General features: G+C 53.2%; 22 protein-coding genes. 11 read left to right on the top strand and 11 right to left on the bottom strand.

Annotated elements, in window-relative coordinates:
- Position 1: 1 nt before the first annotated feature.
- The 3 genes from IEY39_RS25090 to IEY39_RS25080 all read left to right on the top strand — a co-directional run bounded on the left by IEY39_RS25090 (position 2) and on the right by IEY39_RS25080 (position 6,239).
- On the top strand, positions 2-4,666 hold the full coding sequence (locus IEY39_RS25090) for a DUF6443 domain-containing protein (RefSeq protein ID WP_188936818.1): 4,665 nt from the start codon (positions 2-4) through the stop codon (positions 4,664-4,666).
- Between the two features lie 7 nt (positions 4,667-4,673).
- Entirely contained in the window at positions 4,674-5,597 is a 924-nt protein-coding gene (locus IEY39_RS25085; RefSeq protein ID WP_188936817.1) for a hypothetical protein, read from the top strand.
- A gap of 210 nt (positions 5,598-5,807) precedes the next feature.
- Positions 5,808-6,239: an ORF6N domain-containing protein gene (locus IEY39_RS25080; protein ID WP_229689085.1), complete on the top strand. Its 432-nt coding sequence runs from the start codon at positions 5,808-5,810 to the stop codon at positions 6,237-6,239.
- Positions 6,240-6,251: 12 nt separating this feature from the next.
- On the opposite strand, the gene IEY39_RS25075 is transcribed toward IEY39_RS25080, so the two are convergent.
- On the bottom strand, positions 6,252-7,478 hold the full coding sequence (locus tag IEY39_RS25075; RefSeq protein WP_188936815.1) for a c-type cytochrome: 1,227 nt from the start codon (positions 7,476-7,478) through the stop codon (positions 6,252-6,254).
- 234 nt (positions 7,479-7,712) lie between these two features.
- Entirely contained in the window at positions 7,713-7,943 is a 231-nt protein-coding gene (locus tag IEY39_RS25070; protein ID WP_188936814.1) for an HTH domain-containing protein, read from the bottom strand.
- Positions 7,944-8,067: 124 nt separating this feature from the next.
- On the opposite strand from IEY39_RS25070, the gene IEY39_RS25065 reads away from it, so the two are divergent.
- Positions 8,068-8,769, top strand: a complete 702-nt coding sequence (locus IEY39_RS25065) for a hypothetical protein (RefSeq protein ID WP_188936813.1) — start codon at positions 8,068-8,070, stop codon at positions 8,767-8,769.
- A gap of 147 nt (positions 8,770-8,916) precedes the next feature.
- Here the strand turns inward: IEY39_RS25065 and IEY39_RS25060 are convergent, their stop codons facing one another.
- Both IEY39_RS25060 and trmD read right to left on the bottom strand, forming a co-directional pair.
- Complete coding sequence (locus tag IEY39_RS25060; RefSeq protein WP_188936811.1) at positions 8,917-9,864, bottom strand: glycosyltransferase family protein; 948 nt, start codon at positions 9,862-9,864, stop codon at positions 8,917-8,919.
- 559 nt (positions 9,865-10,423) lie between these two features.
- Positions 10,424-11,116, bottom strand: coding sequence for a tRNA (guanosine(37)-N1)-methyltransferase TrmD (gene trmD, locus IEY39_RS25055; RefSeq protein WP_229689084.1), 693 nt, complete (start codon positions 11,114-11,116; stop codon positions 10,424-10,426).
- Between the two features lie 66 nt (positions 11,117-11,182).
- Here trmD and IEY39_RS25050 point away from each other — a divergent pair, with 66 nt between their 5' ends.
- The 4 genes from IEY39_RS25050 (at position 11,183) to IEY39_RS25035 (ending at position 13,119) form a co-directional block, all read left to right on the top strand.
- On the top strand, positions 11,183-11,542 hold the full coding sequence (locus tag IEY39_RS25050; RefSeq protein WP_188936809.1) for an RNA polymerase sigma factor: 360 nt from the start codon (positions 11,183-11,185) through the stop codon (positions 11,540-11,542).
- A gap of 89 nt (positions 11,543-11,631) precedes the next feature.
- Positions 11,632-12,237 (top strand): RNA polymerase sigma factor, encoded by a 606-nt coding sequence (locus IEY39_RS25045; protein ID WP_188936807.1) that lies wholly within the window; start codon positions 11,632-11,634, stop codon positions 12,235-12,237.
- A complete protein-coding gene (locus IEY39_RS25040; protein WP_188936805.1) occupies positions 12,225-12,560 on the top strand; it encodes a hypothetical protein in 336 nt (111 codons plus the stop codon). The genes IEY39_RS25045 and IEY39_RS25040 overlap by 13 nt, the downstream gene beginning before the upstream one ends.
- A 106-nt stretch (positions 12,561-12,666) precedes the next feature.
- Entirely contained in the window at positions 12,667-13,119 is a 453-nt protein-coding gene (locus tag IEY39_RS25035) for a protein-disulfide reductase DsbD domain-containing protein (protein WP_188936803.1), read from the top strand.
- A gap of 12 nt (positions 13,120-13,131) precedes the next feature.
- Here IEY39_RS25035 and IEY39_RS25030 read toward each other — a convergent pair whose 3' ends face one another.
- Positions 13,132-13,518 (bottom strand): RNA-binding S4 domain-containing protein, encoded by a 387-nt coding sequence (locus tag IEY39_RS25030; RefSeq protein WP_188936801.1) that lies wholly within the window; start codon positions 13,516-13,518, stop codon positions 13,132-13,134.
- 101 nt (positions 13,519-13,619) lie between these two features.
- On the opposite strand from IEY39_RS25030, the gene IEY39_RS25025 reads away from it, so the two are divergent.
- Positions 13,620-15,530 (top strand): hypothetical protein, encoded by a 1,911-nt coding sequence (locus IEY39_RS25025; RefSeq protein WP_188936799.1) that lies wholly within the window; start codon positions 13,620-13,622, stop codon positions 15,528-15,530.
- Between the two features lie 24 nt (positions 15,531-15,554).
- On the opposite strand, the gene IEY39_RS25020 is transcribed toward IEY39_RS25025, so the two are convergent.
- Positions 15,555-16,934: a DUF8728 domain-containing protein gene (locus tag IEY39_RS25020; RefSeq protein WP_188936797.1), complete on the bottom strand. Its 1,380-nt coding sequence runs from the start codon at positions 16,932-16,934 to the stop codon at positions 15,555-15,557.
- Positions 16,935-17,002: 68 nt separating this feature from the next.
- Entirely contained in the window at positions 17,003-17,782 is a 780-nt protein-coding gene (locus tag IEY39_RS25015) for a hypothetical protein (RefSeq protein WP_188936795.1), read from the bottom strand.
- Positions 17,783-17,876: 94 nt separating this feature from the next.
- Here IEY39_RS25015 and IEY39_RS25010 point away from each other — a divergent pair, with 94 nt between their 5' ends.
- Entirely contained in the window at positions 17,877-18,332 is a 456-nt protein-coding gene (locus tag IEY39_RS25010; protein WP_188936794.1) for a DUF6934 family protein, read from the top strand.
- A gap of 36 nt (positions 18,333-18,368) precedes the next feature.
- Entirely contained in the window at positions 18,369-18,524 is a 156-nt protein-coding gene (locus tag IEY39_RS25005) for a hypothetical protein (protein WP_188936792.1), read from the top strand.
- On the opposite strand, the gene IEY39_RS25000 is transcribed toward IEY39_RS25005, so the two are convergent.
- The 4 genes from IEY39_RS25000 to IEY39_RS24985 are packed head-to-tail and all read right to left on the bottom strand — an operon-like array spanning position 18,525 to position 26,085.
- The gene (locus IEY39_RS25000) at positions 18,525-19,646 is read right to left on the bottom strand and encodes an MFS transporter (protein ID WP_188936790.1); all 1,122 of its coding nucleotides are present in this window, start codon (positions 19,644-19,646) and stop codon (positions 18,525-18,527) included. It abuts the gene before it with no gap.
- A complete protein-coding gene (locus tag IEY39_RS24995) occupies positions 19,643-22,588 on the bottom strand; it encodes a glycoside hydrolase family 38 N-terminal domain-containing protein (RefSeq protein WP_188936788.1) in 2,946 nt (981 codons plus the stop codon). Before IEY39_RS24995 ends, IEY39_RS25000 begins: the two co-directional genes overlap by 4 nt.
- A 9-nt stretch (positions 22,589-22,597) precedes the next feature.
- On the bottom strand, positions 22,598-25,354 hold the full coding sequence (locus tag IEY39_RS24990) for an ROK family protein (protein WP_188936786.1): 2,757 nt from the start codon (positions 25,352-25,354) through the stop codon (positions 22,598-22,600).
- Positions 25,351-26,085, bottom strand: a complete 735-nt coding sequence (locus IEY39_RS24985) for a GntR family transcriptional regulator (protein WP_229689083.1) — start codon at positions 26,083-26,085, stop codon at positions 25,351-25,353. The genes IEY39_RS24990 and IEY39_RS24985 overlap by 4 nt, the downstream gene beginning before the upstream one ends.
- Positions 26,086-26,122 lie beyond the last annotated feature (37 nt).

Raw genomic sequence — 26,122 nt, 5'->3', positions numbered from 1 at the left:
TATGCGATCTATCGCTTTATTTTTCCTGCTAACGGTAGGGTTATTCGCGGGGACGGCAACGGTCCTGGGACAGTCGAATAAGCCCAACGCCGCCTCTACGATCCCGGGGGCTTCGAACGTGCATACCCCGGGCACCTATGGCAGCAGCGCGTCTGCAAATTCCATCAGCACCCTGGATGCGATGGGACCCTATCAGAATACGGTCGACCTGCTGGCCGCCGGTTATCTCCATGTAAAGGAGAACAACCAGTATCTCGATGGCCTGGGCAGGCCGGCGCAAACCGTCAGCCGGCAGGTAACCCCGGCAGGGATAGACCTGGTGACCCCGATGGAATACGATGCGATGGGCCGCGAAGCCTACAAGTATCTGGCCTATGTGTCGGGTGCGACGGACGGCAATTTCCGGGTCGACCCTTTCGACGAACAGAAGGCCTATCTTTCCGCTCAGTATACTGCTCCGGCCGAGGGGGTGTTCTACAGCAATATCAATTTCGAGTCCTCGCCCTTAAGCCGGCCGGTACTATCGATGTCGCCTGGCAATAGCTGGGCAGGCAACGGGGTCGGCATCGGACAGCAATACCTGGAGAATACGGCGGCCGACGGAGTGCAAAAGTGGAACATCAGCAGTAATGCCCTGACATACTCCAACAATGATGTCACGACGAACATTCCGGTTTCCGCCGGGGCCTATGGCGCCGGGGTGTTGCATAAGAATATAACGATCGATGAGGCGGGTCATGTCAAGGTGGATTACGTGGATATGCTGGGAAGAACGATCTTGAAAAAAGTGCAGGCGGGGACGATCGCATCCGACTATAGCGGTGATGCCGGGTTCCTGTGCACCTATTATATCTATGATGATCTGAACCAGCTGCGCTTCATCATCCCGCCCAAAGCCGTGCAGGCCCTCGAGGGTAGCTGGTCACTCTCCGGCGCCACCGGTATCCTCAATGAGCTGTGCTTTCGCTATGAGTTTGATAGCCGCCGCCGGCTCATCGCCAAAAAGACGCCTGGTACAGGATGGGAGTATCTCATCTATGACACGCGCGACCGGCTGGTTTTCACCCAGGACGGTAATCTACGCACAAAGGGCCAGTGGATGACCTCCTTGTATGATCCCCTCGACCGGCCCATCATCACGGGAATAACCACCTACGGCAGCGACCCGGCGTCCTTCCAGCAGGCGGTGACCACCGCTACCGTTACGCCGGCGCAACCTTCGGGCTTACAGTGGGACCTGCCGCCGCTGGCCAGTCCCAATACCACCGGCAACTACCAGGCCTTGCACAGCATCACCTTGGCGCCCGGGTTTTCCACACCAAGCGGGGGCCCTTTCAGCGCCACTATCGTCAATGGGGCCGGTGAGCCGGTGCATATTGTCGAGGGCCGATCTGTCGATAAAGACCCCATCCCGGCCGGAGCGACCTTTGTGTCGCTCACCCACACCTATTACGACGACTACAGCTGGACCACCAAAACCTTCAACAGCGGCTATAACAGCAAGCTGGATGCGGGCACCAACCTGCATGCGGAGACCCCGCCCACCGCCGCCTCTACCTGGACGACCGGGATGGTGACGGGGGTTAAGGTCCGGATCATCAGCGACCCCAATAACCTGGCAGCCGGGAGCTTCCTGGCGACGGTGGATTTTTATGATGACAAAGGCCGGGTGATCCAGACACAGGCAGACAATGAAAAGGGGGGTAACGACATTACTACTCAGCTTTACGATTTTACGGGCAAGGTTTTGTGCAGCTATCTCGACCTCAACAATCCCGGCGGCACGCCAGCCGAGACCACGGTGAAGACCACCCACTTATATGACCATGCAGGCCGGCTGCTGCAAACCCACAAGATGATCAATGATGACAATACGAAGCAGGTGCTGATCGCCAATAATCAGTATGACGAGCTGGGACGCCTGGTGTCCAAGCGGCTGGGCCAAACGAGGGCATCGGACGGAACCTATACCGCTACTCCCTTAGAGACGCTGGGCTACACCTACAATGTGCGGGGCTGGCTGCAGGGGATCAACAAGGACTACAGTACACCGGGAGGCACCGATGCCCATTGGTTCGGCATGGAGCTGAACTATGACTGGGGCTTTAATAGCAACCAGCTCAACGGCAATATCGCGGGGGTGAAATGGCGCAGCAAGGGCGGTGGCGAAAGCCGGTCGTACGGCTTCACCTATGACGATGCCAACCGGCTGATGAGCGGGGATTTTGCGCAGTATGACGGCAGCCTCTATTCGGATAACGCGGCCATCAATTTCGATGCCTATATGGGGGACGGGCTCGATCCGACCAAGGCCTATGACGCCAATGGCAATATCGTGCAGATGCAGCAATGGGGACTTGCCCTCGACGGCAGTCACCAGATAGATAACCTCGCCTATTCGTATTTCACCAACAGCAATAAGCTGCAGACGGTGAGCGATGGCATTAGTGCAAATTACCATTTAGGGGATTTTACCGATAACAATATCCAGTCGACGGGCTACGGCTATGATCTCAACGGCAACATGATCACCGACTTGAACAAACGCATCACCGGCGCCACGGGGCTGGACCAGACCTCGGGCGGCGCTATCAGCTACAACTACCAGAACCTGCCTGCCCAGGTGCCTTTCCAGGATGCTCAGGGCAATAACAAGGGGACCATCAGCTATACCTATGATGCGGTGGGGAACAAGTTGGACAAGATCGTCGTGGACAAGAGCGTGGCAGGCAGCACCATCACCACCACGACCCGGTATATAGGTGAATTCGTATACGAGACTAAGACCGGTGACCCGACCCAGCCGGCCTACGCCGATGTATTACAGTTCTTCGGCCACGATGAAGGCCGGACCCGGTATGTCATCCCTCCGGGCGGAGGTACGGGCAACTTTGTGTATGACTATTTTGTCAAAGACCACCTGGGCGATGTGCGGGTGGTGCTCACCGACGAGCTGGCCCAGGACCAATATCCCGTCGTGGACTTCGAGGATGCCAATGTCAGCACCGAAGAGATCTATTATAATAATGTGGATGTGCAGCGGACGGCAAGGCCCGGCGCCTTTTTCACCAGCAACACCAATGGCAACCAGGCGCAGGTGCTGAGCAAGACCACCCAGCCGGTCGGGGCGGGCAAGCTGGACAAGGTGATGGCCGGCGACCTGCTGGATATAAAGGTGGACTATTATATCCCCACCGCCACCACCGATAACAGCGGCGCCAACGGACTCAACTCCGTGTTGTCGAGCCTGCTCACCCTGCTGAACGGTTCGCTGGCGCCCGCTCCCTTACATGGCAGTGCCGCCACCATCAATGGCAACCTGAATGCCGATCCGATCTTTAGCGGGTTCTTTACGCCGGAGACCAGCAGCAGCACCGACCTCAACCCCAAGGCCTATCTGAATATCCTGTTCTTCGACGATCAGTTTAAGTTCGTCCAGCAGAACAGCGAGCTGGTCGAGCTGACAACTGAAGGCAGCGGTCAGACCGTCACGCGGATAGGGGCCACTGCCAAGGTGGCGCCCAGGAATGGGTATGTGTATATTTATCTCAGCAACGAGAGCAATAACCTCGTATATTTCGATAACTTTCAGGTGACGCATGAACACGGGCCTTTGCTGGAAGAGACGCATTATTACCCATTTGGGCTGACGATGGCGGGCATCAGCAGCAAGGCCGTGAAAACCAAGTATGCGCAGAACAGGTATAGGTATAATGGGAAGGAGCTGCAGAACCAGGAGTTTAGTGATGGAAGTGGGTTGGAAGAATACGACTATGGAGCCCGGATGTATGAGCCGCAAATCGGCAGATGGAATGTGATCGATCCGCATGCTGCCGATTACAGTCAGTTCTCCCCTTATCTTTATGTGGGCAGTAACCCGATGCTGCTGGTGGACCCTAATGGGAAGGACTGGTTCTATTACAAAGACCCGGGCGATCAAGATGCCGATGCGACCTGGCATTGGCACGATGGTAATCAATATAATACCGGGGTAAAAGATGCCGATGGGAATGACGTGATACTGCAGGGCGTCACGGCCGTTGTGGAATTCGATGGATCAAAAGCCGAAAAACTGGATGCTAACGGGAAGTTCAACACCTGGGGTGCAGTCGCTGCCGAAGTGACGGTATATGGACCCGACGGGGCAAATGACGTCCACCATTACAGTGGATATACCATGAGTTCGGACCCTGACCATTACGGCGTAGTGGCCGATGGCATGTATGATGCCAATTACCGCGATCCGGGAAAAACCGGTCCTTTGGCGTCTAATTGGGCCGTGAATGATACACGCGGTGTTCCGGCCATGAATGGGTATGATCCTTACACCGGAAAGACTTATGTAGACGGAGTTTATATACACAGGAGTAACCTCGATGGTTTTGCCGGAGTGAAAAAGAACAGTAAAGGGCAAATGGTCGCTATTTCCAAAGGATGCCTGTTGATCAATCCCGACCAGTGGGCTGATTTCAACAAGGTGATGCATGGAGTCCAAAATTTCAAGGTGCAGATAGATCGGACGAAGCTGACGACTAAGCTTCTCATGGCCAAGGTGGTAGAAATGATGGTTTTTAAAGCATATATGAATCTCTTCAAGACCTCGATCCTTGATTTTGGTCCGCCACATGAAATGGATAATCCCAAGACATATTATATGCTTAAATGACAAAGTTGTGAAACTAGTATTTATTATTGTCCTTTTGTTGGGCGCGGTCGGCGTTGTCTCCGCCCAGCAAATCGTCATCCGGAAGACGGATAGTGCCGGTTATTTTTCCTTTGTAAGAACAAAGGACGGCCAGATATCAAGATATATCGGGTCTTATGCGCCAACCGACAAGAGCCAATTTCACCACCTGCAGAGATGGGGAATTGCGGATGGATCCAAGTTGTATTGGACAAATGGAGAGAACATTTATGCCTGCAGTCTGGATAGCCAGAATGAAAGCAGACTACTATATGCCCATTTGTATTTTATTTTGGAATTCTTCGTGCGGGGCGACTTCGTTTACGTCCTGTATAACCCTTCCCGGGAGGAAGGCATTGACGACAACCGATTTTCCCCGGGCCTTCAATTTTGCCGCATTAATTTGCGGACACTCGTAAAAGAGCCTCTCCGCCTCCCGCGCGGCTATAATGTTACCAATCTGACCGTTTCGCCCGATGAGCGATGGGTTTCTTTTATCGACACCCGGGATGTGGAAAAAAACCCGAGATTCAGATTGGTGTTGTACGACCGTTTGAAGGGGCAGGCAACGGTGATCGATAGTGCCGCTCCGAAACGGGATGAATTGTTTGGTAATGACGACGAGGATAATTCCGCGTATTGGAAGGACGCAAGCACTTTGTTATATTATAAGCATGTCAAGAGAAATGATTTTGGACAGGTGATCGCATACCATGTTCAATCCGGGGCTAAAAATGTTTGGTTAAAGCATTTTCCCGAGAGGGATTTTACGTGGTTTAGTGTTGTCGGCGATTACTTGTATTGTTCGGGACGATTCAACATTTACAGGACCAGGGACGGCGTCAATCTGGAAACAGTCTTTGAAGACAGGAGAAATGAAAGCAATATCCTGGATGCTATAGTGTTACCTTAACAGTACGAAATCTTCCATATTCTCAGGCGTGATGATGCCCGTTGCAGTGGATAGCGTTCTACGTGAAAATAGAGTGGTCTCCAAACGGATCAAACCTGGCGTCAGTGTATACTAAATAAATTAGTATATCCAATGTCAAAGGCGTAAATTTATGCGACGCTTAGAGGAAAGAAGGTGATGATAGACAGAGACTTAGCTCAACTGTATGGCGTGTCTACGAAAAGGCTGAACGAACAGGTCAAACGCAACTTAAAGCGCTTTCCGACTGATTTTATGTATCAACTGACGGCGGAAGAGAAGGAGGAGGTGGTCGCAAAATGCGACCAGCTTGAAACCCTGAAGTACTCGGCACAATTGCCTTATGTTTTCACAGAATATGGAGCGATAATGCTTGCATGCGTACTAAATAGCGAAAGGGCTATTGAAGTTAATATTCAGATTGTACGCATCTTTACGAAGATGAGGGAGATGTTGCTCACGAATCAGGAGATCTTATTAAAGCTCGAACAGTTGGAAAGGCAGACCTTGCAGAATACGGCGGATATACAGGTTGTTTTTGATCATCTCAGGCAATTAATAATGCCTGCTGAACAGTCGGAAAGCCGACGGATCGGTTTCCGAAGACAGAGCGAAGAACAGTGACCTCGTGGGGGATCATCGCCGGCCACCGGACCTGTCGCGCCCGAGGCTGTCGGCGCGGCGGTAGGCGGCTTCGTTGCACCAGCAGGGGCAGGCCTGCAGGGAAGCGTCGGCCTGCTTCACCGGGTCGGCGGTCGTGGCGTCGTTCCCGGAAGACGCGGACGCGCTGGTGGAGGAAGAGGCAGCGGCGTCGGACTTGGCGGTCGTGTTGGTCGCGGCGTCGGCGTCGGGCCTGGTGCTGGCGCCGGCCCTGGCGGATTCACCCCCCTTGCGAGCGACATTGTACCACCCGTGTTTATCGATACTAAAAGTATAATACGCGGCGGCATCGCCCTGGGACGCGGAGGCGCCCTCCCCCGGGTCTTGTGAAGCGGAAGGGGCGGAAGCCTGTGCCCTATCGGCTGTGCCGGCGCAGGTGGGGTCGTTGTGGACACAACTGTCGAAGGCGCGGCGGTGGTCGACAACTGAATTGCTGTCTATACCCCTGCTGGCACGATCCACGTAATGATAAAGGCTGGCGAGATCGGTGTCGCTAAGATCCTTAAAGAGCGGCATGGGCGCCTTATAGCGATTAAAGAGATAACAGCTGTAGGCATCCCCGCGCCACAGCAGGGTCGCATTGTTGCGGGTAAAAGAATACAACCACTGTCTGTCCCGGCGCCGCGTGATCCAGGCCATCGGCGGCGCAGCAACTTCGTTCCTTAACCCATGACAGGATGCGCAACGACTCTCGAAAAGTGTCTTGCCGGCATCATCCGCTGCGGCCGCAGCCGAACTGCCTTCCAGCGACCTGGGGTCTGTCCAGTTGACTCTGTCGCTGTCGGCTGCTTCCCCCTTATAAACCATCATGCCCGGCTGCGGATCCTTCGCCGGTATCGACACGCTGATCGGCTTATTGATCGACACAGACTGCCCTGCAGCGACGTTGATATAAATGATACCACCACTGCTGAGATCGTCGCTATTGCTTCGTATAAGCCTCCCACGCAACATATCCGTCGGGTTGAAGGCCTCCTTCACTTCCAGTTGCACCGCACTGGGGGTACTGGTCTCGAAAGTGCCGGCAGCAATGCGGAGAAGCGCGCCGCCAGGGGTCTTCAGCACTGTATCCTTTCCCGGATCGACGACGAACGAAATCGACGGCAACAAGTCGCCGACATTCGGATCATGAACGCCACCGGAGTCGTTGCACGACCACAGCATCATCGGTAATACTATAACGGCCAATGCGATAATACGCATAGATAAGGGTTTAGCTATAGCAACAACGTAAACCTGCGTCCATTCGTCTGTAAATAGTGGCTTTTATTCAAAAAAGTTGTACTTTTAAGACCTCAAGGCATTTGTGTCCTTCACCATACCAAACCTCGAAGCGGATGTCAACTAGTGGCTCCGCTTCACTTTTTTAGCAATAAAAAAACCCGCTGAATCCTCCACAGCGGGTTTTGAATGAAAAGCAAGTAGGCTAGGTAAGGTCTATTCCGACAGGAAGCGTATAGTGAAACTCCCATCTTCGAGATAGTAATAGCTTTTTCTTGACCGCGAATAGACAACAGGAGCACCAAATTCTTTCATCAGGCGAATGTACTCGTACATGCTGCGTTCGGACATCCCGATTTTTTCTGCCAATTCAGAAGGAGTGCCGGTACCTTTGATGCGGATCAGGTGATCGATCCGATTCAGCCGCTGGAAGATCTCTTTTTGCATAGAAATAAGGTTTAATGAAAAGGTTTAATTTAATTATATGAAAGGTAACACACCGCAGCCAAATATTGGCTAAGTTTGTTGTATGGTAAATATTTTTTATAAAGTAAACTACATGGAAACACTCATGAAAAAGTCGTTCATATTACTAGCGGTCGTCCTTGCCTGCACTAATTTGCACGCTCAAACGGCCGACGAGATTGTCGCCAAGCATGTCACAGCCATCGGTGGTAAGACAGCAGTAGACGCCACCAAGTCACTTTATATCGAAAGCAGCATCGAAGTCATGGGCAACGAAGGACCCAGCACAACATGGATCGTCAACGGCAAAGCCGCCAAGTCAGAGTCGGAGATCGGCGGGACTAAAATTGTACAATGTATCACCGACAAGGGTGGTTGGATGATCAATCCCTTTGCAGGTTCGACCACGCCCACGGCTATTCCCGACGAACAGCTGAAGCCGCTGAAAGGGCAGATCAATGTTGGTGGACCGTTATACAACTACGCCGCCAAAGGCAGCAAGGTTGAACTTTCCGGAAAAGATAGCGCAGACTACAAGGTAAAGCTCACCAACGCCGATGGCATCATCGTCACCTTCTTCATCAACATGAAGACCTGGCTCATCGACAAGGCCATTAGCACAAACACCGTTCAAGGCCAGGATATCGAAACGACCGTCACCTTCTCTGATTACCGGAAGCTTGACGGCGGCCTTGTACTCAACTTCGGTCAGCAGGTGAGCACGCCGATGTATACCCTCAATATCACCCACAAAAAAGTAGAGGTGAACAAGGATATAGATCCGACTATTTTTGACATGCCGAAATAATTGATTCCTGAAATAACTTTTTTAGAGTCGACCTATCCATAGGGCGTAGCCGCCCACGAGGCCGAAGGCCAATGAAAAGGCCGCTGATTTTGCAGCGGCTTTTTCTTTGCTTAGGTTCTTCTGGCTATGGGGCGACCCGGCATTCGATCATCGGCTGACAAGCCGATAGTTCTTGAAACACATGATCTGCCGGCCACCCAAAAAGTTTTGTTCGATAAAGGTCAGTACGCGGTATTTCAGCCGTTCGTGTTTGTGGCGTTCGACCGGTTGACGGTATCGCCGGCGTTCGAGCTGATCGGCCCAATTAAAAAGGCGGATCCTCTCCTGCATCACGGCGGGATGAGTCTCCTGGTAAATGGACAGCTGGCTGAGATTGCCAAAGTCAAACTCCTCTTCTCTTTTGCTGAAATATTCCTGGGCGTGAGCCTTGCCACTATGGATCGTAGCAAAAGCCTTGCGTTTGTTCTGCATATAACGGGGTGGGCGGACCCAGCCGTAATGATAGATGTGGGCGTCGACGCGGGCTACCTTCAGCTTGTATGTTCCTTTCTTCTCCCGATAGTGAAGGCCATCGAATTCCGGGATGCGCCTGAACGACTGGGCCGACTCCCAGGAATGGATGTCCGGGCGGTTGCGGACGATGCGGATCTCATTAGCATACCAGGCATGGGAAGTAATGTAATGGTCATAGTCTCCCCAGAAATGCCGGTACTTGAAAAGGATGCCCTCGACGGAATCATCATGCACCAGCTCTTCGCAACGCTGGCGGATGCGGGGAAGATCTTCCTCATGCACCACCTCATCGCTCTGAACGTAAAAAAGCCAGTCGCCTGTACAGGCGGCCTTGGCGATGTCCGTCTGGTGGGCGTGCTCCATCCCCCGCGGATATTTGTCTAAGTCCCAGACAGTGTGGATGATACGTATTTTATCGGAGCCTATGCTCTGAATCTCTTCAAGGGTACGGTCGTCGGGGTCGCAGTCTCCCAGGGCAACGACGAATTCGTCAACGATAGGGAGGATAGAGGAAATAGCCTGTTTGATAGGATAATAAAGTTTGGTAGCGTTGCGCACCATGGTAAAGCCGCTGATAGTCATAGCCGTTTTAGTTTGTGTTTCGAGATTCAAAGGAGTGGGTACTTTACTTCCGCAATTACGAACAATTACCGTGCTTAGTTGGACTAAAAATATTAAGAGAAGATTAAACGCTGATAAACGGATTATTGTATATGAGCGCACGGTTTAACAAATGGATAACTGGTAATTAACGTGTTAGTAGGCTAAAAGTCTCGGTGAACGAGCGTTTTAGCGTCATTAAAAAATGATTAAAAGAGTGTTAAGGGCTTTTTCCTTGTGGCATTTTCACGCCTCTGGGGGTAGAATTCCTATGTGGATAAACTCGAATTGGTATAGTTTTCGCCCTCTTTGGGTGTGTTGGCCGCCCGGGCCGACAGGCTATTATCAGTTCATTGCCGTTGAACCTTTATCACTATTCAGAAAGCGGGCCCATGCCGCGTGTCAATTTGAAAGTTAAAATCCTACCTTATGAGAAAGACGATCGTCATCAACACGCTCCTTATCCTGGGCTATTATTTAGTCCTGCAATTGCTCATCTGGATCGCCATGATCCTGAGATAATTGCCACGACCCAAGGATCTCAGTCCTCTTCTCCCTCCAGCAGATCGGGCCTTCGTTGCCTGGTGCGCTGGAGGGATTGTTCATGCCGCCAGTCTTCTATCTTCCGCGGATCGCCGCTAAGCAATATCTCGGGAACGCGGATACCCCGCCATTCCGCCGGCCGGGAATAAACGGGTGGCGCAAGCAGGTTATCCTGAAAACTATCGAACAGTGCGGACGTCTCGTCGTTGAGCACCCCCGGAAGGAGCCGCCCGATGGCATCCACCAGGATGGCCGCCGCCAATTCACCCCCGCTGAGGACATAATCCCCGATGGAGATCTCCCGAGTGACATACTTGTCGCGAATGCGCTGGTCGATGCCCTTGTAATGCCCGCATATGAGTAAGAGTTTTCCCTTAAGCGAAAGCCGGTTGGCCGTGCGCTGATCGAACCGTTCGCCGTCTGGGGTCAGATAAATTATCTCCTCGAATGGGCCATCCTGTGAGAGCGCTTCGATGGCATTGGCAAGGGGCTCTGCCATCATCACCATACCCGCTCCGCCCCCATATTGGTAGTCGTCCACCTGCCCATATTCGTTGACGGCCCACTGTCGTAAGTGGTGCACTCTTATCTCCAGCAACCCTTTTTCTTTTGCGCGTTTTAGGATGGAATGGTTAAACGGAGATTCCAGGAGTTCTGGTAAAACGGTGAGGATGTCGATCTGCAGGCTCATGGCGCAAAGCTATGAAATATTGTGGCCGGATGTGGCCTAACAAAACCAACTGAAAACATTACCCCTATGTCACACACAAATCTAAACCTTGAATCCTTCGGCCGGGCCTATCGCAGTCTGGTGAGGCCCCTGCGGTATTTCGCCTGGCGCTATATGCAGAATGAAGATATTGCCCGTGACATCGCAGACGATGTGCTGCTGGAATTCTATCACAACGACGCCGATCTCGAACAGACAAAGGTGCAGTCGCAGGTCTACCGGGCGGTAAAATGGGTCTGTATCGATCGCCTCATCAACGCCGGCGAGGAAATGAGCGACGCGCAACGGCTCGCGGTAGCGCTGGCGCCGGAGGAAGATGATCCTTTCTTCAACGCCGTGCTGGTAGAGGCGGAATGGTTGAATAAGATCGATGAAGTGGGGGCGTAAACCTTGTGGGTCAAAAAAAATTGTCCACCGACTAATAAAATAACCGCGTCTCACAGTTAAGGATAAGGTTGACCTTAAACCTTTTTCAAATGACAGATCACGGGCAGCTACCTCAGGACGATTGGCATCGGATCTTCGAGCAGCAGTATGATATTTTTTACCGGCGGCTGGTGTACATGGCGGGATATATCGTAAAGGACAAACAGGAGGCGCATGACATCGTCATCGATGTGCTGTTGAAGATCAGGGCCCGGTTGATGAGCGGCAAAGTCTCGCTGGACGAATTGAAACCGGCCTATTTCAAGACAGCGGTAAATAATGCCTGCCTCGACAGGCTGAAAGCGCAGAAGCGGCTCGCGATGCTAAACGGCCGCACCCCTCCGATGCCTGACCCGGCCCCCGACCTCGCCGATGGCGAAGAAGAGACCCATCGTGCGCTGTTGTTGCAGGCGATCGAACTGATAGAAGAACTGCCGCGGCAGCAAAAAGAAGTGATGACCCTCATCTATTTCGAAGGTCAGCCCGTGCAGGCCGTGGCCGGAAAGATGGGGATCGCACCATCGACAGTGTACCAGCACCGGCAGGCTGCCCTCCGGGCGTTGAAAGAAAAGCAGGCAAAACGCAAAGGCATCGATCCGGAGATATTATTGTTATTGGTATTGCTATGCAGATACAACCATTATTGGCTGAACTAGTTGTCCGGGAGATCACCGGCGAGCGGTTGAGCATTGCCGAAGACCAACAGGTGAAGGCCTGGCTGGAGAACAATCCTGCCCGCGCCCGGATGCTGGCATGTCTGCGCGACGCTCAATGGCGGATGCAGGAGTGGCAGCGCTATAAGGATGTGGACAAGCAGGCCATTTGGACGCGGATGCAGGCCCGTGCGGCTACGATGCCCGAACAACTACCGCTGCCCGCGCTCGAACATCGGTCATGGGTGGGCAACCCGGCGGGTAAAAGCCGGACGATCCGAATCTGGGCGATGATCGCTGCGCTGATCTTATACCATAGCCATTGAACCTTTCCTATTTAGGAGCCGCTGGAAGCGGCGGCCTTTCATTTTAACTATAAAAAATTAGTTAAAATAGGCTTTCCGTACGTTATTATGCAGGATAACTTCACTCATGAAAAAACTGCAATTGATAATCAGCGGGTTAGCTTTTTGCCTGGCCGCCACCGCCCAGAGTAATGTGGTACAATTCGACTACCACGCGAAAAAAATTAGTGACAAAGTGTACGAGATACACATTCTGGCAAAGATGAATGATGGCTGGCATATTTACAGCAAGGATCAGCCTAAACAGGCGATCTCCCAACCGACCCGCATCACGTTCAACTCCAGCCCGTTGTATGCCTTGAAGGGGCCGATCAAAGAAAACGGGGATAAAAAGAAGTACGAGGATAAGGTTGCCGATATCGTTCAATACCAGTATGGCGGGCAGGTGGAGTTTGTTCAAACGCTGACGCTGAAAGCTACGGTTAAGTCAACCATCACCGGACATATCACCTACCAGGCGTGCACCGATGAGCAGTGCCAGACGCCTCAAACCATCCCGTTCGAAGTATCTATCGACTAATCGCCCTTCCGATCACTCTTCCAGAAAATCATCAAGCTCCCGCCGCTGCTTCTTTGTCGGGCGGCCGATCTTGCTCTGGCGTTTGCCGGTATTGAAGCTGGCGGCCTGGAATTGCAGCCGTTCGATCTCTTCGGCAGGGGTGATGTCGATATAATACTCGATCGCCTGCGCATATTGCACCCGGTGGTCGAGCAGCCCGACGACCTTGATACGCCAGCGCTTGCTTTCCGTCTTTACTTCATATTCATCCCCAATACTCACGGTCTTGGCGGCCTTGGCGGAATCGCCATTGTATTTGACTTTCCCTTTTGCACAGGCTTCAGCAGCCTCCGATCGTGTCTTGAAGAGGCGGATAGACCAAAGATATTTATCGAGGCGGAGTTTTTCTTTTTCGGCCATATGGAAAAATGCCAGTAAAGTTAGGTGAAAAACGGTGTTTTTCCCGTTGCGGGGTTGGGCGCGAAATTCTAATTTCCTGGACCATTAAACCCGGAATAGCTATGTTCATTACCCCCCTGCCGAAAAAACTGCTCTTTTTAAATTGCTTCTTGTTCATACTTTACCTGGACGGAATATCGCAAATTCCCGACAATCTCAGGATTGTGAAGGATACCACAGTTAATGCAGTTGAGATCGACCCCAGACAGTATGTTACAGTGTTATACAACCGCTATAGGATTAGAGAGAAACTGGACACCATTTGGAATTGGGAAGATCGAAAGAACGTACCTTCTCAGAAGTATAACGCCTTGGATAAGGACGGACAAATCAAAATAATATTCGACAAATCCGGATTTATCCGCAATACGGATTTTTTCGGTAACGTCACCCTGGAGGCTGAGATATCGGGCTCAAAGGGGACGAGGCAGATCGAAGTTAATCCCTATTCGGAAATTGGCGTTGCAAGAAAAGCCATCGGCATTAAGTCCGATCCTCCTTATGATGTAAGCAACAAATTGTTGAACATGATCATCGAACTATCGGAGGTGGATAGTATAAGAAGGTCATTGAAGACTGTCTATAGTTTTAATTCCAGAAGCGCGCTCAATCTGTTTGGTGAGATCCTTAGAAAGGCGATGGATTCTTGCGACAAACCAGGTGCAAAACCGGTGGTTATAGGGAAGCAAGTGCTCGATGGCTATGATGATTTCTACAACACCACAATTCACCTGGCTGGAACCGATGGGAGATTGGAATTTGCAATTAGAAATGCTACAGATATTGCAACACTGAAAGACTTGATCAGCAAGCTTAAGGGCGATACGTATGATTATTACAGCAGATATATCAGAGATCCCTTTGTTCAAAACTATCAGTACGCAGCCAACTATATTAATGATAAGCTTCCCTTGATATTGGAATTCCTTAGTTCTTTTGAAAAAGGGGGACAGGAGGGTTTAAAGGCTTTCTTGTCTCTGACGAGTCTCACGCTGATAAAATACAACGATATCAAGAACAATCTCATTAGAGACGTGGACACCCTCTCGACGCTTCACCTGCCGCAGCAGGATGGAAAGGTCATCATTTCGGATTCAATCCTGCTGCTATATAAAGACCCTCTGGAAAAGGCCGTCAATGCGCTGTACTACTTGTCCAGACTACAAGGGTCGGAGATTGAACACATCATCCTGGATATTGGAAGGGATAACATAAAAAATATGCAAGTGAGTGCGCGTCCATCCGCAGTTGACTCCCTGCTCAGATATGGTTCATCGACTCAAGAGCAACGTATCATTGCAGACATTATTAACAATTATAAGGATACGCTTTCCATTCTCATCGCCCGTAAAGCAGGCGAGCAGATATATAAAAAATTGGTAAAAGCGACTATCGATCTTGGAAAAAGCGGCGCTGCCGAAGGAGAAACACTTTCTCTATACCTCACGTGGATAATGGACGAAACGGACAGTTTGCAAAATTCCCCCAGGCTCGAGATTGGAAAATACCAGCTTATCCAAAGCGGATGGTCAGTTGATGTGTCGGACATCTTCTCCCTGGTCGATAGGATAAATCCATCGAGTACCATCGATCCGGCCCATGAATCGCCAAGTGTATTCAAAGGCGCCGGTGGGGCAGTGCTGATGTGGACCTATTCGCGAGAGGACAGGGGACTGAACGTGCATCAAAATGCAGATGGGTATTTCACCAGGCGGAAGAATGTATTGATGAATTTCTTTCAGCCTTCGATAGGGGTCAATGTTTCTTATGTGGATTTCAATACGACTAAAGACGTGGAGATCGGCACCGGGCTTCAATTGGGCCTCTTTCATAATAAGATCTTTTTCGGTTATGGCGTTAATTTGACTTTGTTAAATCCCAAGGATGCTCCTTTTTACTTTTATCTCGGATTCAGCTTTGCAAAGTTATCCGATCTGTTCAAAGACGCGGGGAAGATCAGTTCATCTAATTGACGAAGGATGTCGATGGCCGGGGCATCAATAGTATTTCACCGCTATCCTCGCGGGGAGGTACAGCTCGTAATCGTGAAGACTCTTGCGGAGCCAGGAAGTGTCGTTGTTGATGCCGTAGAAGTTGAGCACCTCTCCGCTGCTGGACTGGGTGTCGGGCAGTTTCCAGGAGGCGACCTTACTCCATTTGGGGAGCTCCCCGGGGCTGAACCAGGGGTCGGAAACGATAGCAGCACGGACGCCGTCTTTCCGGCTTAGCGAATCGGCCAGCACGGGGCCCCAGGAATGTTCCCGCTGGCTTTTGATGACATCGGCGCTGGCTTCACCGGTGAAGTCGAGTTTCCGGCCATCCGAGAACCAGGCGACGGCGCCGATGTTATTTACTCCGATGGTCTGTCGGTGATAGTACCGGTGGACAAACGCAGCCATCGGATACTGCTGTTCGTAGATGCGGATGCTGTCGCCTTCGAAATGCCGCAGCGTGGCGATGTTCCGCGCGATAAAGGGCAGGCCCAGGACGGTAAGTAGCGCGAATGACAGCCGGTAGATGCTGGTCCGGGGCCGGATGGTGCCCCGCCCCTCCACGGGGCCCACCGCCAATTGACGGTATTGCCAGATGAACAGACAACCAATGATCAGCCCTGCGATGGCGAGGTAAAGAATATAAGATGGGTAGGGGCCCAGCACCAGGGAATTAGGTAGGAAATAACTGCCTTTGGAGAGGCTGATCACGCCAAAGAGGACAGGCGGTAGCAGGGAGATACCGGCCAGTTGCAGCGCCTCGCGCCGCCGGTTTATGGAAACCAATAACAGGCAGGCAAGGGCGACGAGCACAATATCCTCGTAACGTGTGGCTACCGCGAGAAGTCCATAGAGGTAAACGCGGCGCGGGAGTTGCGAGACTCCCTGGTCTATCGCCGTCGCCAGCGATTCCATAAACAAAAAACAAAAAAGCAATTGCACGGTATAGCCCATCCCGCTGACCACCATCAACGGCAGTGGCGCCAGGAAAATCACCGCCAGAAGGATGATCAGTTGATGTAATGGCTTGATGCCCCGGTGGATAAGCGCCTGCTGCAGCGCATAGACGAAGCAGATGGCGGCAACACCATTGAGGACGATCGGGATGATGAGATGCGACCCAATGACAAAGAAGATCACCGCCAACAGGACGGGATAGAGTAAAGAAGTGGACGCAGACTGGAACGCGTATTTCGAGACTCCCCACACCGAATAAAAGGCCAGGTTCTTGCCTACGCTGATGTCGAGAAAGGCGCTGTCGAGCGGAAAGGCGATATTGCCGTTCGTATGCCGCAGGACGTTGTTCTCAAGCAAGATGATGGGGACGACCAGCGCGACGATGGCTGCCAGGAGGACGATAAGGCTTCTTCCCTTGGGGAGTTGCATGGGACATTACATTAGTGGAGGACTAATGTATCGCGGATGGACGCAATTAGAATGCGGGGCAATCCCCATTACCAGAACTTCCACCAGGGCTTAGGCCTCACCGTTTTGCCGGCGGGCATATCCGGTGAGGCATGCGGCTCGGCTTCGCTTGCGCCCGGTTCGGCATCGATCGACTCCGGCGCGGCTGCTTTTACGGCTGTTGGCTGCGCCGGCCGTTTGGGTTTGGTATACTTGCGGAATGGAGTATCGGACATAAGTTCTTCGTCCTCTCCGGTGGAGATATTGACGCCCAGATGCCGTTTTGCCACACCAAACGCAAAATCTTCCATCATTTGATCTTCTGTATTGTCATAGACCTCATCGTCTTTCCACGAGCTTTTGAATAGTAGCTTGCCACCGATGAGTTTTGAATGTGCGTAGACGGCTATTTCTTCTTCGAGCCGATCGCCCCATTCCGTCACCGGCGTATCGGCGGAGATGGATTTGAATCGAATCCGTTCACCGTCCTTTGCCAGGGCATAGAGATGCCAGTTCGTGGCGCTGTGACAGGCCACCGTCAGCACCTCAGAACCAGGAAACAGTCCTGTCAATATCTTCTCGTATTCCGCAAGCGCCTCCGGTGCTCCATTCGTTTCGAGCACTTCCGTCAACAAATAATCCTCGCAAATGATGAGGCTGTCATTGTATCGCCCAAAGCTGACCGATTTGTCGCGAGGATAAATACAATCCTCAAGCGTAGTGTCTTCTGCGTAGGAATAGTTGCCGAAACCGAGCGCCGGCAGCAACGCCGCCTCGTCGATCTCACCGGCCGGTTTGTTGATAATGATCATGGAAGATTTGAAGCCCATGAGGCTAAGATATACTTTTTCGAAGGTAATGATTTGGTCAATTATTTAGTATTGTATGCTAATATAATTAGTATTTTTGTATCAAACCCCGACTATGAAATACGGACGATACTTGCCTGTGTATGAGGCTGTGGACTTGAGTGTTTTCGAGTTTTTGAGTAAAGGGAAGCACGGCATCATTAGAAAACGGATTGTTTTTGCAAAAACGAATATGCTGGGGATCTATAATTTAGCCTTTGGAAATGTTGAGAACAATGGTGGTCTTGATGACGAATTGATAACTAACAATGGTGATAGAGATATTATTTTAGCAACGGTGGCCCAAGCGGTGGATAAATATACACAACGGTATCCGAGGCGTTGGATCTTTTTCAAAGGGAATACTCCTGCAAAAACAAGATTATATAGAATGGCCATAGGTATAAATTTGAGGGAACTGTTACAAAAATTTGAAATACTTGCTGTAGTGGATGGCAATGATGAATTTCTTCCGTTTCAACGAAGTATGATTGTAGATGCCTTCATGATCAAGAGAAGGATTAATTTTTAGCAAGGTTCCTTATAATTTTGTAAATTTATTTTGTCTATGAAAAAAACAACAAAAAAGAAGCGGGGCCTTTTCGATCACAAGGTCATCTTTATTGTCGATAAGAGGCTCAATAACTTGAATGTGGAGGCAATGGCCCCCGAAAAACTTGCGGAAGCCAACAGAAAGCTGAGCAAGATGAAATTGCCTAAATAATTATAATCGCCTCCCCACCCAGGCGAGATATCCCCACGCCACCAGCAGGAAACCCAGCGCCCATGCAGGACCCTTCGCATCGCCGATGATCCCCATGATCGGCAGCAGGATGGCGCCGCCCGAGACGCCCATGATCAGGAGACCGGATACCTCGTTTTCGCGCTGAGGCGCGCGGCGCAGGGCGGTGGCGAAGAGGATGGGGAAGACATTGGCGACCGAGAAGCCAAGCAGGAAAATGAAGACCAAAATGAGCCAGAGTGGTGAGGCGAGCAGCAGGCCGGTAAGGGCGAAGATGCCAATGATGGTGGTGGCGAGGAAGACGCGTCGGGCCCTTGCTTTTGCCAGGATGATCACACCCGCAAGACTACCCGTAGTGCGCGCAATAAAATACAGACTGGTCCCTAATCCGGCTTTTTCAAGCGGAAGGCCGCTGTGCGCCATGATGAACTTGGGGAGCGTGGTATTGAAACCGACATCGAGCCCGACGATGGCGATGACGCCAATGAGCAATTGAACGATCAGCGGGTCGCTTAGCAGCCGCAGGCAATCGAGGAAGGAAGTAGTGCGCCCGGAGTGGCCCTGTTCGGCGATGGGTGTCGACCACAGCCAGAGCGTGTTGAGCAAGGTAACGAAAGCAAATAAAGGAAAGATGAGTCGCCAATCCCCCAGCCAAAAAGACGCGGCGCCGGCGATGACAGGGCCGAGAAAGGACGCAATCGCCTTGATCAGCTGTCCCCCGGTGAGGGCGCTGGTAAGCCGCTGCGGCTGCACCACATTGGTCAGCAGCGGGTTCAGGGACACCTGCAGGATGGTGTTGCCGATGCCGATGAGGGCGAAGGCGGCAAGCAGTACCACAAAGTTGTAGGCGAGGAAAGGCACGAGCAGCGCCAGCAGTGTGATGACCATGGCCCATAAGACCGTCTTCCGCCGCCCGATGCGGTTCATCAATAACCCGGTGGGAACACTGAAAAGTGCAAACCACAGAAAGACCATCAGCGGCAACAGATTCGCCACGGAGTCGTGCAAGTGAAGGTCTTTCTTCGCATAATTGGTCGCAATGCCGACGACATCGACAAAGCCCATGACAAAGAAGCCGAGGAAGACGGGTAGCTGCTTTCTCATTTCTCTACCCTTATCGTGACTACATCCTGCGGAGCGACGGCGATGGATCCTTCCACGGGTGCAAGAGCCGCTTCGGTCGTATTGCTGTAATGCGCGGCGCCGACCGGACTATTCCAGGTAAGCGTGGTTGCCACGGGTTCCTGGGTCGGATTGAAGAGGCTAACGATCCATGCCTTGCCATCGAGGGCCGGTCGTAGCGCCAATACCACCAATTGCTGTGAGCTCAGCTGCAGCCGCGAAGTGCTCATCGGGCTGCCGGACATGGCAGCGGCGGCAGCGGGGGGTGCGGGCGCGGTGGGTACCGAGGCTGTGGCGGCGATCAAAGGTTGGGACAGGGCCGTAGCCAGCTTCGTCGAAGCCGCCGCATCGAATAGCTTGTGCGGCTGCAGCGCATAGCGGAAGGTGATGATCCCATCCTGGTAGGCGCGGTAATTGGTCTCCCAGTGATTATTCAACGCCCAGGAATAAAGCTTTTGCGTGGGTTCGATATGTTTGCGCCAAACTGCAGGATTGCTCTGACCACCCAGCAGCGTTGCCGTGATGCCACCCACTTCCACCAGCGGGGCATCGAGGGTCACCCATGTGACGCCATAATCCTTGTTGGAGACATCTGCCCAGCTGCCCACCTCCAGCCAGTTCTTGCACGAACCGGGGATCTGGTCCTTCTCCGGCTGCATGATAGCCATGGGAAGGTCGAGCCGTATCTCACCACCCGGCACATGAAAAGGAAACCCGATGTTGAGACTCTCCTTGCCATGCAGATTGGCCCAGGCGTAGTCGCCGGGATGCGGGTCGAGCTCGGCGGGAAGCTTGTCCAGGATGTTGGTGATCTCTGCGTAGTCGAGGCCGGCGATGAGGCGGACCTTTCTTACTAGTTTTTCGACGCCCGGGGCTGCGGACTCGATGCGCAGTTCGGCCAGGACGGGGCCCTGTTCGCTGATGGTGATCTTTACGGGGCCGTTGCGTTGCAGGTCTTTCAGGTTGTTACCGTTTAAGAAAAGATAATCATTTAGCCCGCCGCTGCTGTCGGTGTCGGCAAACTCGTTGTCGATGGCGGGGTTCTTCAGGCTGGTGATGACGCCGGTGGTGGCGTCGATGTTGAGATGAAGGATCCCGTTATCGAGGGAATGGGTGTCGGCGGCAGGGCCCGCGGTAGTTGTGGCGCTGCCTGCGGTGATGGTGTAACGCTTTGCGGCGAATGGGGGGATGTCGGTTGCGACGAAGGCCAGTTCCCCGGTGGAGAGCCGCTGGGATGGGATGGAGTGACCGGTGGCGTCGGTGATCCTGTCGCCTGCCTGCGATTGGTCGCGGGTGAGCAGGACCAGACCGGTGCGGGACCAGGAGTTGATGTTGAAGACGTCGATCGCGTTGTTGGTGGCAGGCGCTGCGCTTTGGTCGAGCGCGCTATCAAGGAGTTGGCGGGAGAGACTGTCGGCTTGGGTCGCGTACGACTTCTTAATGATCCACTGCTCCATCGTCTTCTGGCTCAGCGGCCGCGTCACGCTGCAATCGGCTCCCCAGGTGTGTTCGGAATAGAGGATGGCGTATTTCCAGGCATCGCGGTCGCGATCGACGGGGAAAGCCGTATGGTCGCGATCCACAGCCGGGCCCGAGGCTCCCTTCATCACCCACAGTGCTTCGGCCTGGCTGAGCCTCGAACTGGTGGCGCGGTTCTCCGCCGTCTCGAAGGCCGAAGAGCCGGCGCCGTCTTCCCAATAACCCGTCCAGTCACCCTTTGCCTGCGGCAGCTGGCTGCCGTACTTTTCTTCGAAGGCATGAAAGGCGGTGCTGGTGGAAGAGATGATGAACTTCGGCCAGGTGTATTTCGTGGTCCAGTTCTTTACAAATTCACTGATGGTGAGATCAGGAACGGAATTGTCTCCATGACCGATCCACCGGATATACGAAATATCATAGTTGAAATTCACGCGTTTTAGTTCCGCGATATAATCGGCCACAAGTTGTGGTGTCAGGCCATGGGGCATGTCATACGAATAGGCGTATCCTCTGTAAGGGATCCAGACCAGCACCTTCTCCTTGCCGCTGGGGCTCACCCAGTAGAAAGGCTTGTCCGCCCATGCCTGTAGGATGTCACCGATGCGATCGAAAAAGTTTGGTGCGGCGGATAAATATTTTATCCCTGCCTGGGCCATGGCCGTCACCGTGCCCCAGGTATATCCCGGTACGTCACTGATCATAGCCGCATCGATGGTCGTTCCGCATTGGGCCGCGATCTCGCTGCCCCGATGGAAGAGTTGCAGCAGCTCTTCCGGCCGGCAGAGCCCGGTGAGGGTGTTGACATACATCCCGTTGAGCGCTACGCTTCCGTCCTTCACCGCGGCGATGAAGGCCTGCCGCTGTTGTTCGGTCATCCGATGAAGGAACAGATCGGCCGCGTATACACCTTCGAGGTTCCAGACAAAACGGGCACCGGCGGGGTAGTCCTTTGTCCGCCGTGCATAGTCGATGCCCGTAAGCAGGTTGTTCATTTGCTTGCGTTCGACATCGGTCTGGATCTCCGTATATCCGATATCGTTGTGGCTGTGTGGCAGGACATAGATGGTCATCTTCCGGACAGGTTGCAGATCGGCTTTGCCCGTGGCGACAACCTTGCCGTTGGTGAGCAGCGAGAAGGCGATGGTCGTTGACTTCTTCACCTCGGGGAGGAATATCTCGAGTTGGCGGCTGCCGCTGTCTATCCCCAATTGCTGATCGGGCTCGCCTTTGACGTGTACCGTGACACTGGTCGGGTCGCCGCTGTTGGCTAACGTCAGCTCGACCGATTGGTAGTCGTGCCCGTCGCGGGTGGAGAGGAAGGGGAGGGGCTTCACCGCTTTTATCGTGATGGCGGCTCGCGGCGCCCCGGTATTAGCGGCCGGAGGCGTCTGTGCTTGAGCTGCGACGGTGGCGAGGCAAAGGAGAAGAAGGGAGGCTTTTTTCATAACGGCAATTTATTTTACAAAGGCTTTGACGATTTTTATTGGTGTATCATGGGGATTGTGCAGTTGGTATCCCTCCGCGGCTGCTGGAATAATAAAGGTCTCGGCGTAATGGAGGTGATAAGTGCGGCCCTGCTTTGTAGTGACCGTAACCCGCTCTCCTTCCACCAGCATCAGCAGGTGGCACCGGCCCTCCGTGCTTATGCGTGTTGTTCCGGTGAGGGTGATGCGGTGAATCGCATAGAAGTGTTCAGGATGTGTGGGCAGGAGTTCGAGCTGCGTCCCCTCCTCTGCTTCCAGTATCCGGGGTTTAGAGACAAGCTCTGCCTGGACGCTGGCGCCTTTTCTGCTAAAATCGAGGTTATGAAAGGCGTGGTCGATATTTATCGGCCGTGGCATTCCATCCAGATCGAGCCGCATCCAGTCATACATCTTAAAAGTGAAGATATAGGGCGTCGCGCTGATCTCCAGGACAAGATTGCCTGCTCCTGCACCGTGGATCGTCCGGTTGGGGATGAGGAAGAGATCGTGTTTGTGCGCGGGGAGCAACTGGACATAGGCTTCGATGTCGACGGCCTGGTTGGCGGTCTGGCTATTCTCGAGCACCTGACGGAACTCCGTCGGACCGATGTCGTCCGTGAACCCGAGGTAGACCCCTGCCCCCGGCTTGCAATCCAGGATATAATAGGTCTCGTCTTGGGTAATGGACTCGCCGAAATGCTTTTGTATATAGGGTAGGGAAGGATGGCATTGGATGGACAGGTTGCCGCCGTCAAACGTGTCGAGAAAGTCGAAGCGGATGGGAAATTCCTGGCCAAAGCGAGAGGCATCGACACCGAGGATCGCCGAAGACTCCCATTGCATCAGCCAGTCAAAGGCAATCTCGAGCAGCAAGCCATCGCTTTCAAAGACGATGCCGTTCTCGGGAGCGATGAGTTCAAAGCTCCAGGCATAGTTCACCTCTTCGGGCGAGAGGGCCGGGATATGTTGTTTCAACCACTGCCCACCCCAGACCCCGGGTTCGAACCAGGGCCGGGCGCGGATAAGATTGGTTGCCATAGCCCGCATGCCGTCGCGAAGCACCTTAGTTGGAACCCAATTAGGGTCCTCTTCATGCTGGCCATCTGCTACGATGGCGATCTTCCCGCTGATATCGCGGCGGTGCCGGTTCAAGATCACCCAGTCGACGAAATAACTGCGTTTGTACATCTCCGCAAAGGGCCCTATGAAGGTAGAGCCCAGATTGCTGGCGCTGCCGGCACGCATCCGGTATTGGAGTTCATTCTTGGGCAGATCGAAATAGATCACTGGCGCTTTCCAGCTGTTGAGACCGGTGCTGCTGTTAAGACCGGCCCCGACGCCGGCGAGGATGATGATGGGGTTGCGGTCGGTTGCGCCGCCGATGGGCCCTAAGTTGGTCGCCCTGCCGGCCGCCAAGGGTTGCCAATCGTGCAGTTCGCCGGTGAAAAAGTCCGCCAGCGTCAGCGTCGTCTTCGTTCCCCACACCGAACCCACCTCGCCAAGAAAAGGCGCGACCAGCGCGTCGATCTCGCCTTCGGGCTTTTGCCAGGCGCGCGTCTCGTACCAAAGTACTCGCGCCCCTTCGGCCCGCAATGCCGCACAGAGCCCGCTGCGTACAAGATCCCAGTCGATGCCGGCATAGCCATCGAGCCTTGCGCCTCCCTGGTAGATGATCCACCGGGCAAGGGGAATGTACCCGGAAATGATCCGACCATCGTCAAGGGATTCGACTGGATAGATGTCATAACCGGCGGCCCCACGCTCCCTGAAGCCTGCGCCCTCTCGCTCGCTGAAGCCTGCGCTCTCACGTTCGCTGATGCGTTTCGGCAGCATCGCTTGCAACGATTTGCGCTTTGGCGGCGCAGCTACCTCCCGTTGTACCAGGCTTGCCGCGCCGGCGATGGCCATCCCTTCCGCATCTTGTGAGACAATGACGGTAGCCCCGGCTCCGTGTTGAGCAAAAGCCGCTTTCATCGCCTCACCGAAAAGGCCAAAAGATTGCGAGATGCTTCCGCCGATGACAAGGGCATCAGCGCCGAAAGCCTTTATCCAGGGCGCCAGGAACAGACCCAGGTTGGCGCCGAATGCTGAGAATACCGCAATCGCTGCCGGGTCTTTGTCTACAAGGGCCTTTTCGGCAATAGCTTTTACATCCGCCGCGGGATAAGCCGCAAGCAACCACCGCGTGGAGAGATAGTCTTCGGCTATTCCGTCTTTGAACGGAATACAATATAAGTAGCCATTGGCCGGCACACCATCGCCCGTTGTTACGAGGGTCTTTCCCTGGACGAAACAAGCGCCGAACCCGGTACCCAAGGTGATGGCGATGATCTTTTCATGCCCGGTCGCCTGCCCCGATCTTGCTTCACCCAGCCCAAAGCAGGCAGCATCGTTGCCAAAACAGATGGGAAGAGGTTCCCCCCCACGCCGCAATGCTTTCCCCCAGGACCGCAGCGCTTCTTTTATATTGAGGCCATAAAAATTCTCGTATTTGTTCAACCCTTTTATCAGGGAGAGACCCGTGGAATAGTCGAACGGACCGGGCATGGCGAGACCGATGCCTTCCACAGGCGAAGCGGCCGCCCCCATAACGGCATTCATCAAGCCGGCGAAAGCGGCAAGCAGCGTCATCGCATCCGCCGCCGGATCGATCGCCGCCCGGCGATACGTTTCGGACAACACCACATCATCTGCGACCAGCGCCGCGGAAATATGGGTCCCGCCGACATCGACTCCAACGCGCATCATTCCCGCCTCCCCTTTTTAATGTCGATGCTATACGTAAACTTGTCGCTCCGGTAGTAGCCGACATTATATTCCACCGGTCGGTTTCCGATATCATATACAAACCGTTCGCGAAACAGCAGCGGAAACTTGGCATCCACCTTCAGCTTCTTTGCCATCGAACCTGCCATCCGGGCGCTGATATTCTCCGAGCTGCGGTGTACTACGACGCCATATTTTTCTTCGAGCATGCTATAGAGCGGCACACCGAATTCGTCTTTTTCGCTAACGCCGATACGCGGGTGAAAATAGCTCTCGAAATATACAATGGGCTCGCCCGACTCTGCTCCCTTCAGCTTCGACAGCTTTAGTACCTTCTTATCCGGCTGCAGGTGAAAAAAATTGCGGATCGTCTCATCCACCTGCACCCATTCCACCCGCAATTGGAGATTGGTGACCACGATGCCCTTCTCCTTCATTTCCTGGGTAAAGCTATACCAGTGGTCGAGCTCGGTCATCAGCCCCTTCTTCTCTGCGGCCCGGGTACCTACGCCTTTCTTGCGGACGATGAGGCCCTCGTTCTCCAGTTTGTTCGTCGCCTGGCGGATGGTGTTGCGGGACACCCCGAGCCGGTTGGCCAATTCTACCTCCTTTGGCAGGAAGGCGCCCTTGCGGAACTTCTCCATGCCGAGCAATTTTCGAAGATAGTCCTCCACCTGGACGTGGAGGGGTAGTTTGCTTGTATGGTCTATCACGATAGTTTGTTGGTATGTTCAGACATATTAAAGGTGC

This window comes from Puia dinghuensis (assembly GCF_014642875.1).
GTDB classification, from domain to species: domain Bacteria; phylum Bacteroidota; class Bacteroidia; order Chitinophagales; family Chitinophagaceae; genus Puia; species Puia dinghuensis.
The sequence above is the reverse complement of the archived record's forward strand: the minus strand, read 5'-3'. Positions and strand labels throughout refer to the sequence as shown.

Excerpts from the sequence above, each read along its gene's own strand:
- IEY39_RS25030 (WP_188936801.1), bottom strand. The coding sequence starts at position 13,518 with ATGGCCGAAAAAGAAAAACTCCGCCTCGATAAATATCTTTGGTCTATC.
- IEY39_RS25050 (WP_188936809.1), top strand. The coding sequence starts at position 11,183 with ATGTCACACACAAATCTAAACCTTGAATCCTTCGGCCGGGCCTATCGC.
- IEY39_RS25005 (WP_188936792.1), top strand. The coding sequence starts at position 18,369 with ATGAAAAAAACAACAAAAAAGAAGCGGGGCCTTTTCGATCACAAGGTC.
- IEY39_RS25045 (WP_188936807.1), top strand. The coding sequence starts at position 11,632 with ATGACAGATCACGGGCAGCTACCTCAGGACGATTGGCATCGGATCTTC.
- IEY39_RS25070 (WP_188936814.1), bottom strand. The coding sequence starts at position 7,943 with ATGCAAAAAGAGATCTTCCAGCGGCTGAATCGGATCGATCACCTGATC.
- IEY39_RS25010 (WP_188936794.1), top strand. The coding sequence starts at position 17,877 with ATGAAATACGGACGATACTTGCCTGTGTATGAGGCTGTGGACTTGAGT.
- trmD (WP_229689084.1), bottom strand. The coding sequence starts at position 11,116 with ATGAGCCTGCAGATCGACATCCTCACCGTTTTACCAGAACTCCTGGAA.
- IEY39_RS25020 (WP_188936797.1), bottom strand. The coding sequence starts at position 16,934 with ATGCAACTCCCCAAGGGAAGAAGCCTTATCGTCCTCCTGGCAGCCATC.
- IEY39_RS25090 (WP_188936818.1), top strand. The coding sequence starts at position 2 with ATGCGATCTATCGCTTTATTTTTCCTGCTAACGGTAGGGTTATTCGCG.
- IEY39_RS25035 (WP_188936803.1), top strand. The coding sequence starts at position 12,667 with ATGAAAAAACTGCAATTGATAATCAGCGGGTTAGCTTTTTGCCTGGCC.
- IEY39_RS25075 (WP_188936815.1), bottom strand. The coding sequence starts at position 7,478 with ATGCGTATTATCGCATTGGCCGTTATAGTATTACCGATGATGCTGTGG.
- IEY39_RS25015 (WP_188936795.1), bottom strand. The coding sequence starts at position 17,782 with ATGGGCTTCAAATCTTCCATGATCATTATCAACAAACCGGCCGGTGAG.
- IEY39_RS24990 (WP_188936786.1), bottom strand. The coding sequence starts at position 25,354 with ATGATGCGCGTTGGAGTCGATGTCGGCGGGACCCATATTTCCGCGGCG.
- IEY39_RS25060 (WP_188936811.1), bottom strand. The coding sequence starts at position 9,864 with ATGACTATCAGCGGCTTTACCATGGTGCGCAACGCTACCAAACTTTAT.
- IEY39_RS25025 (WP_188936799.1), top strand. The coding sequence starts at position 13,620 with ATGTTCATTACCCCCCTGCCGAAAAAACTGCTCTTTTTAAATTGCTTC.
- IEY39_RS25065 (WP_188936813.1), top strand. The coding sequence starts at position 8,068 with ATGAAAAAGTCGTTCATATTACTAGCGGTCGTCCTTGCCTGCACTAAT.
- IEY39_RS25000 (WP_188936790.1), bottom strand. The coding sequence starts at position 19,646 with ATGAGAAAGCAGCTACCCGTCTTCCTCGGCTTCTTTGTCATGGGCTTT.
- IEY39_RS24995 (WP_188936788.1), bottom strand. The coding sequence starts at position 22,588 with ATGAAAAAAGCCTCCCTTCTTCTCCTTTGCCTCGCCACCGTCGCAGCT.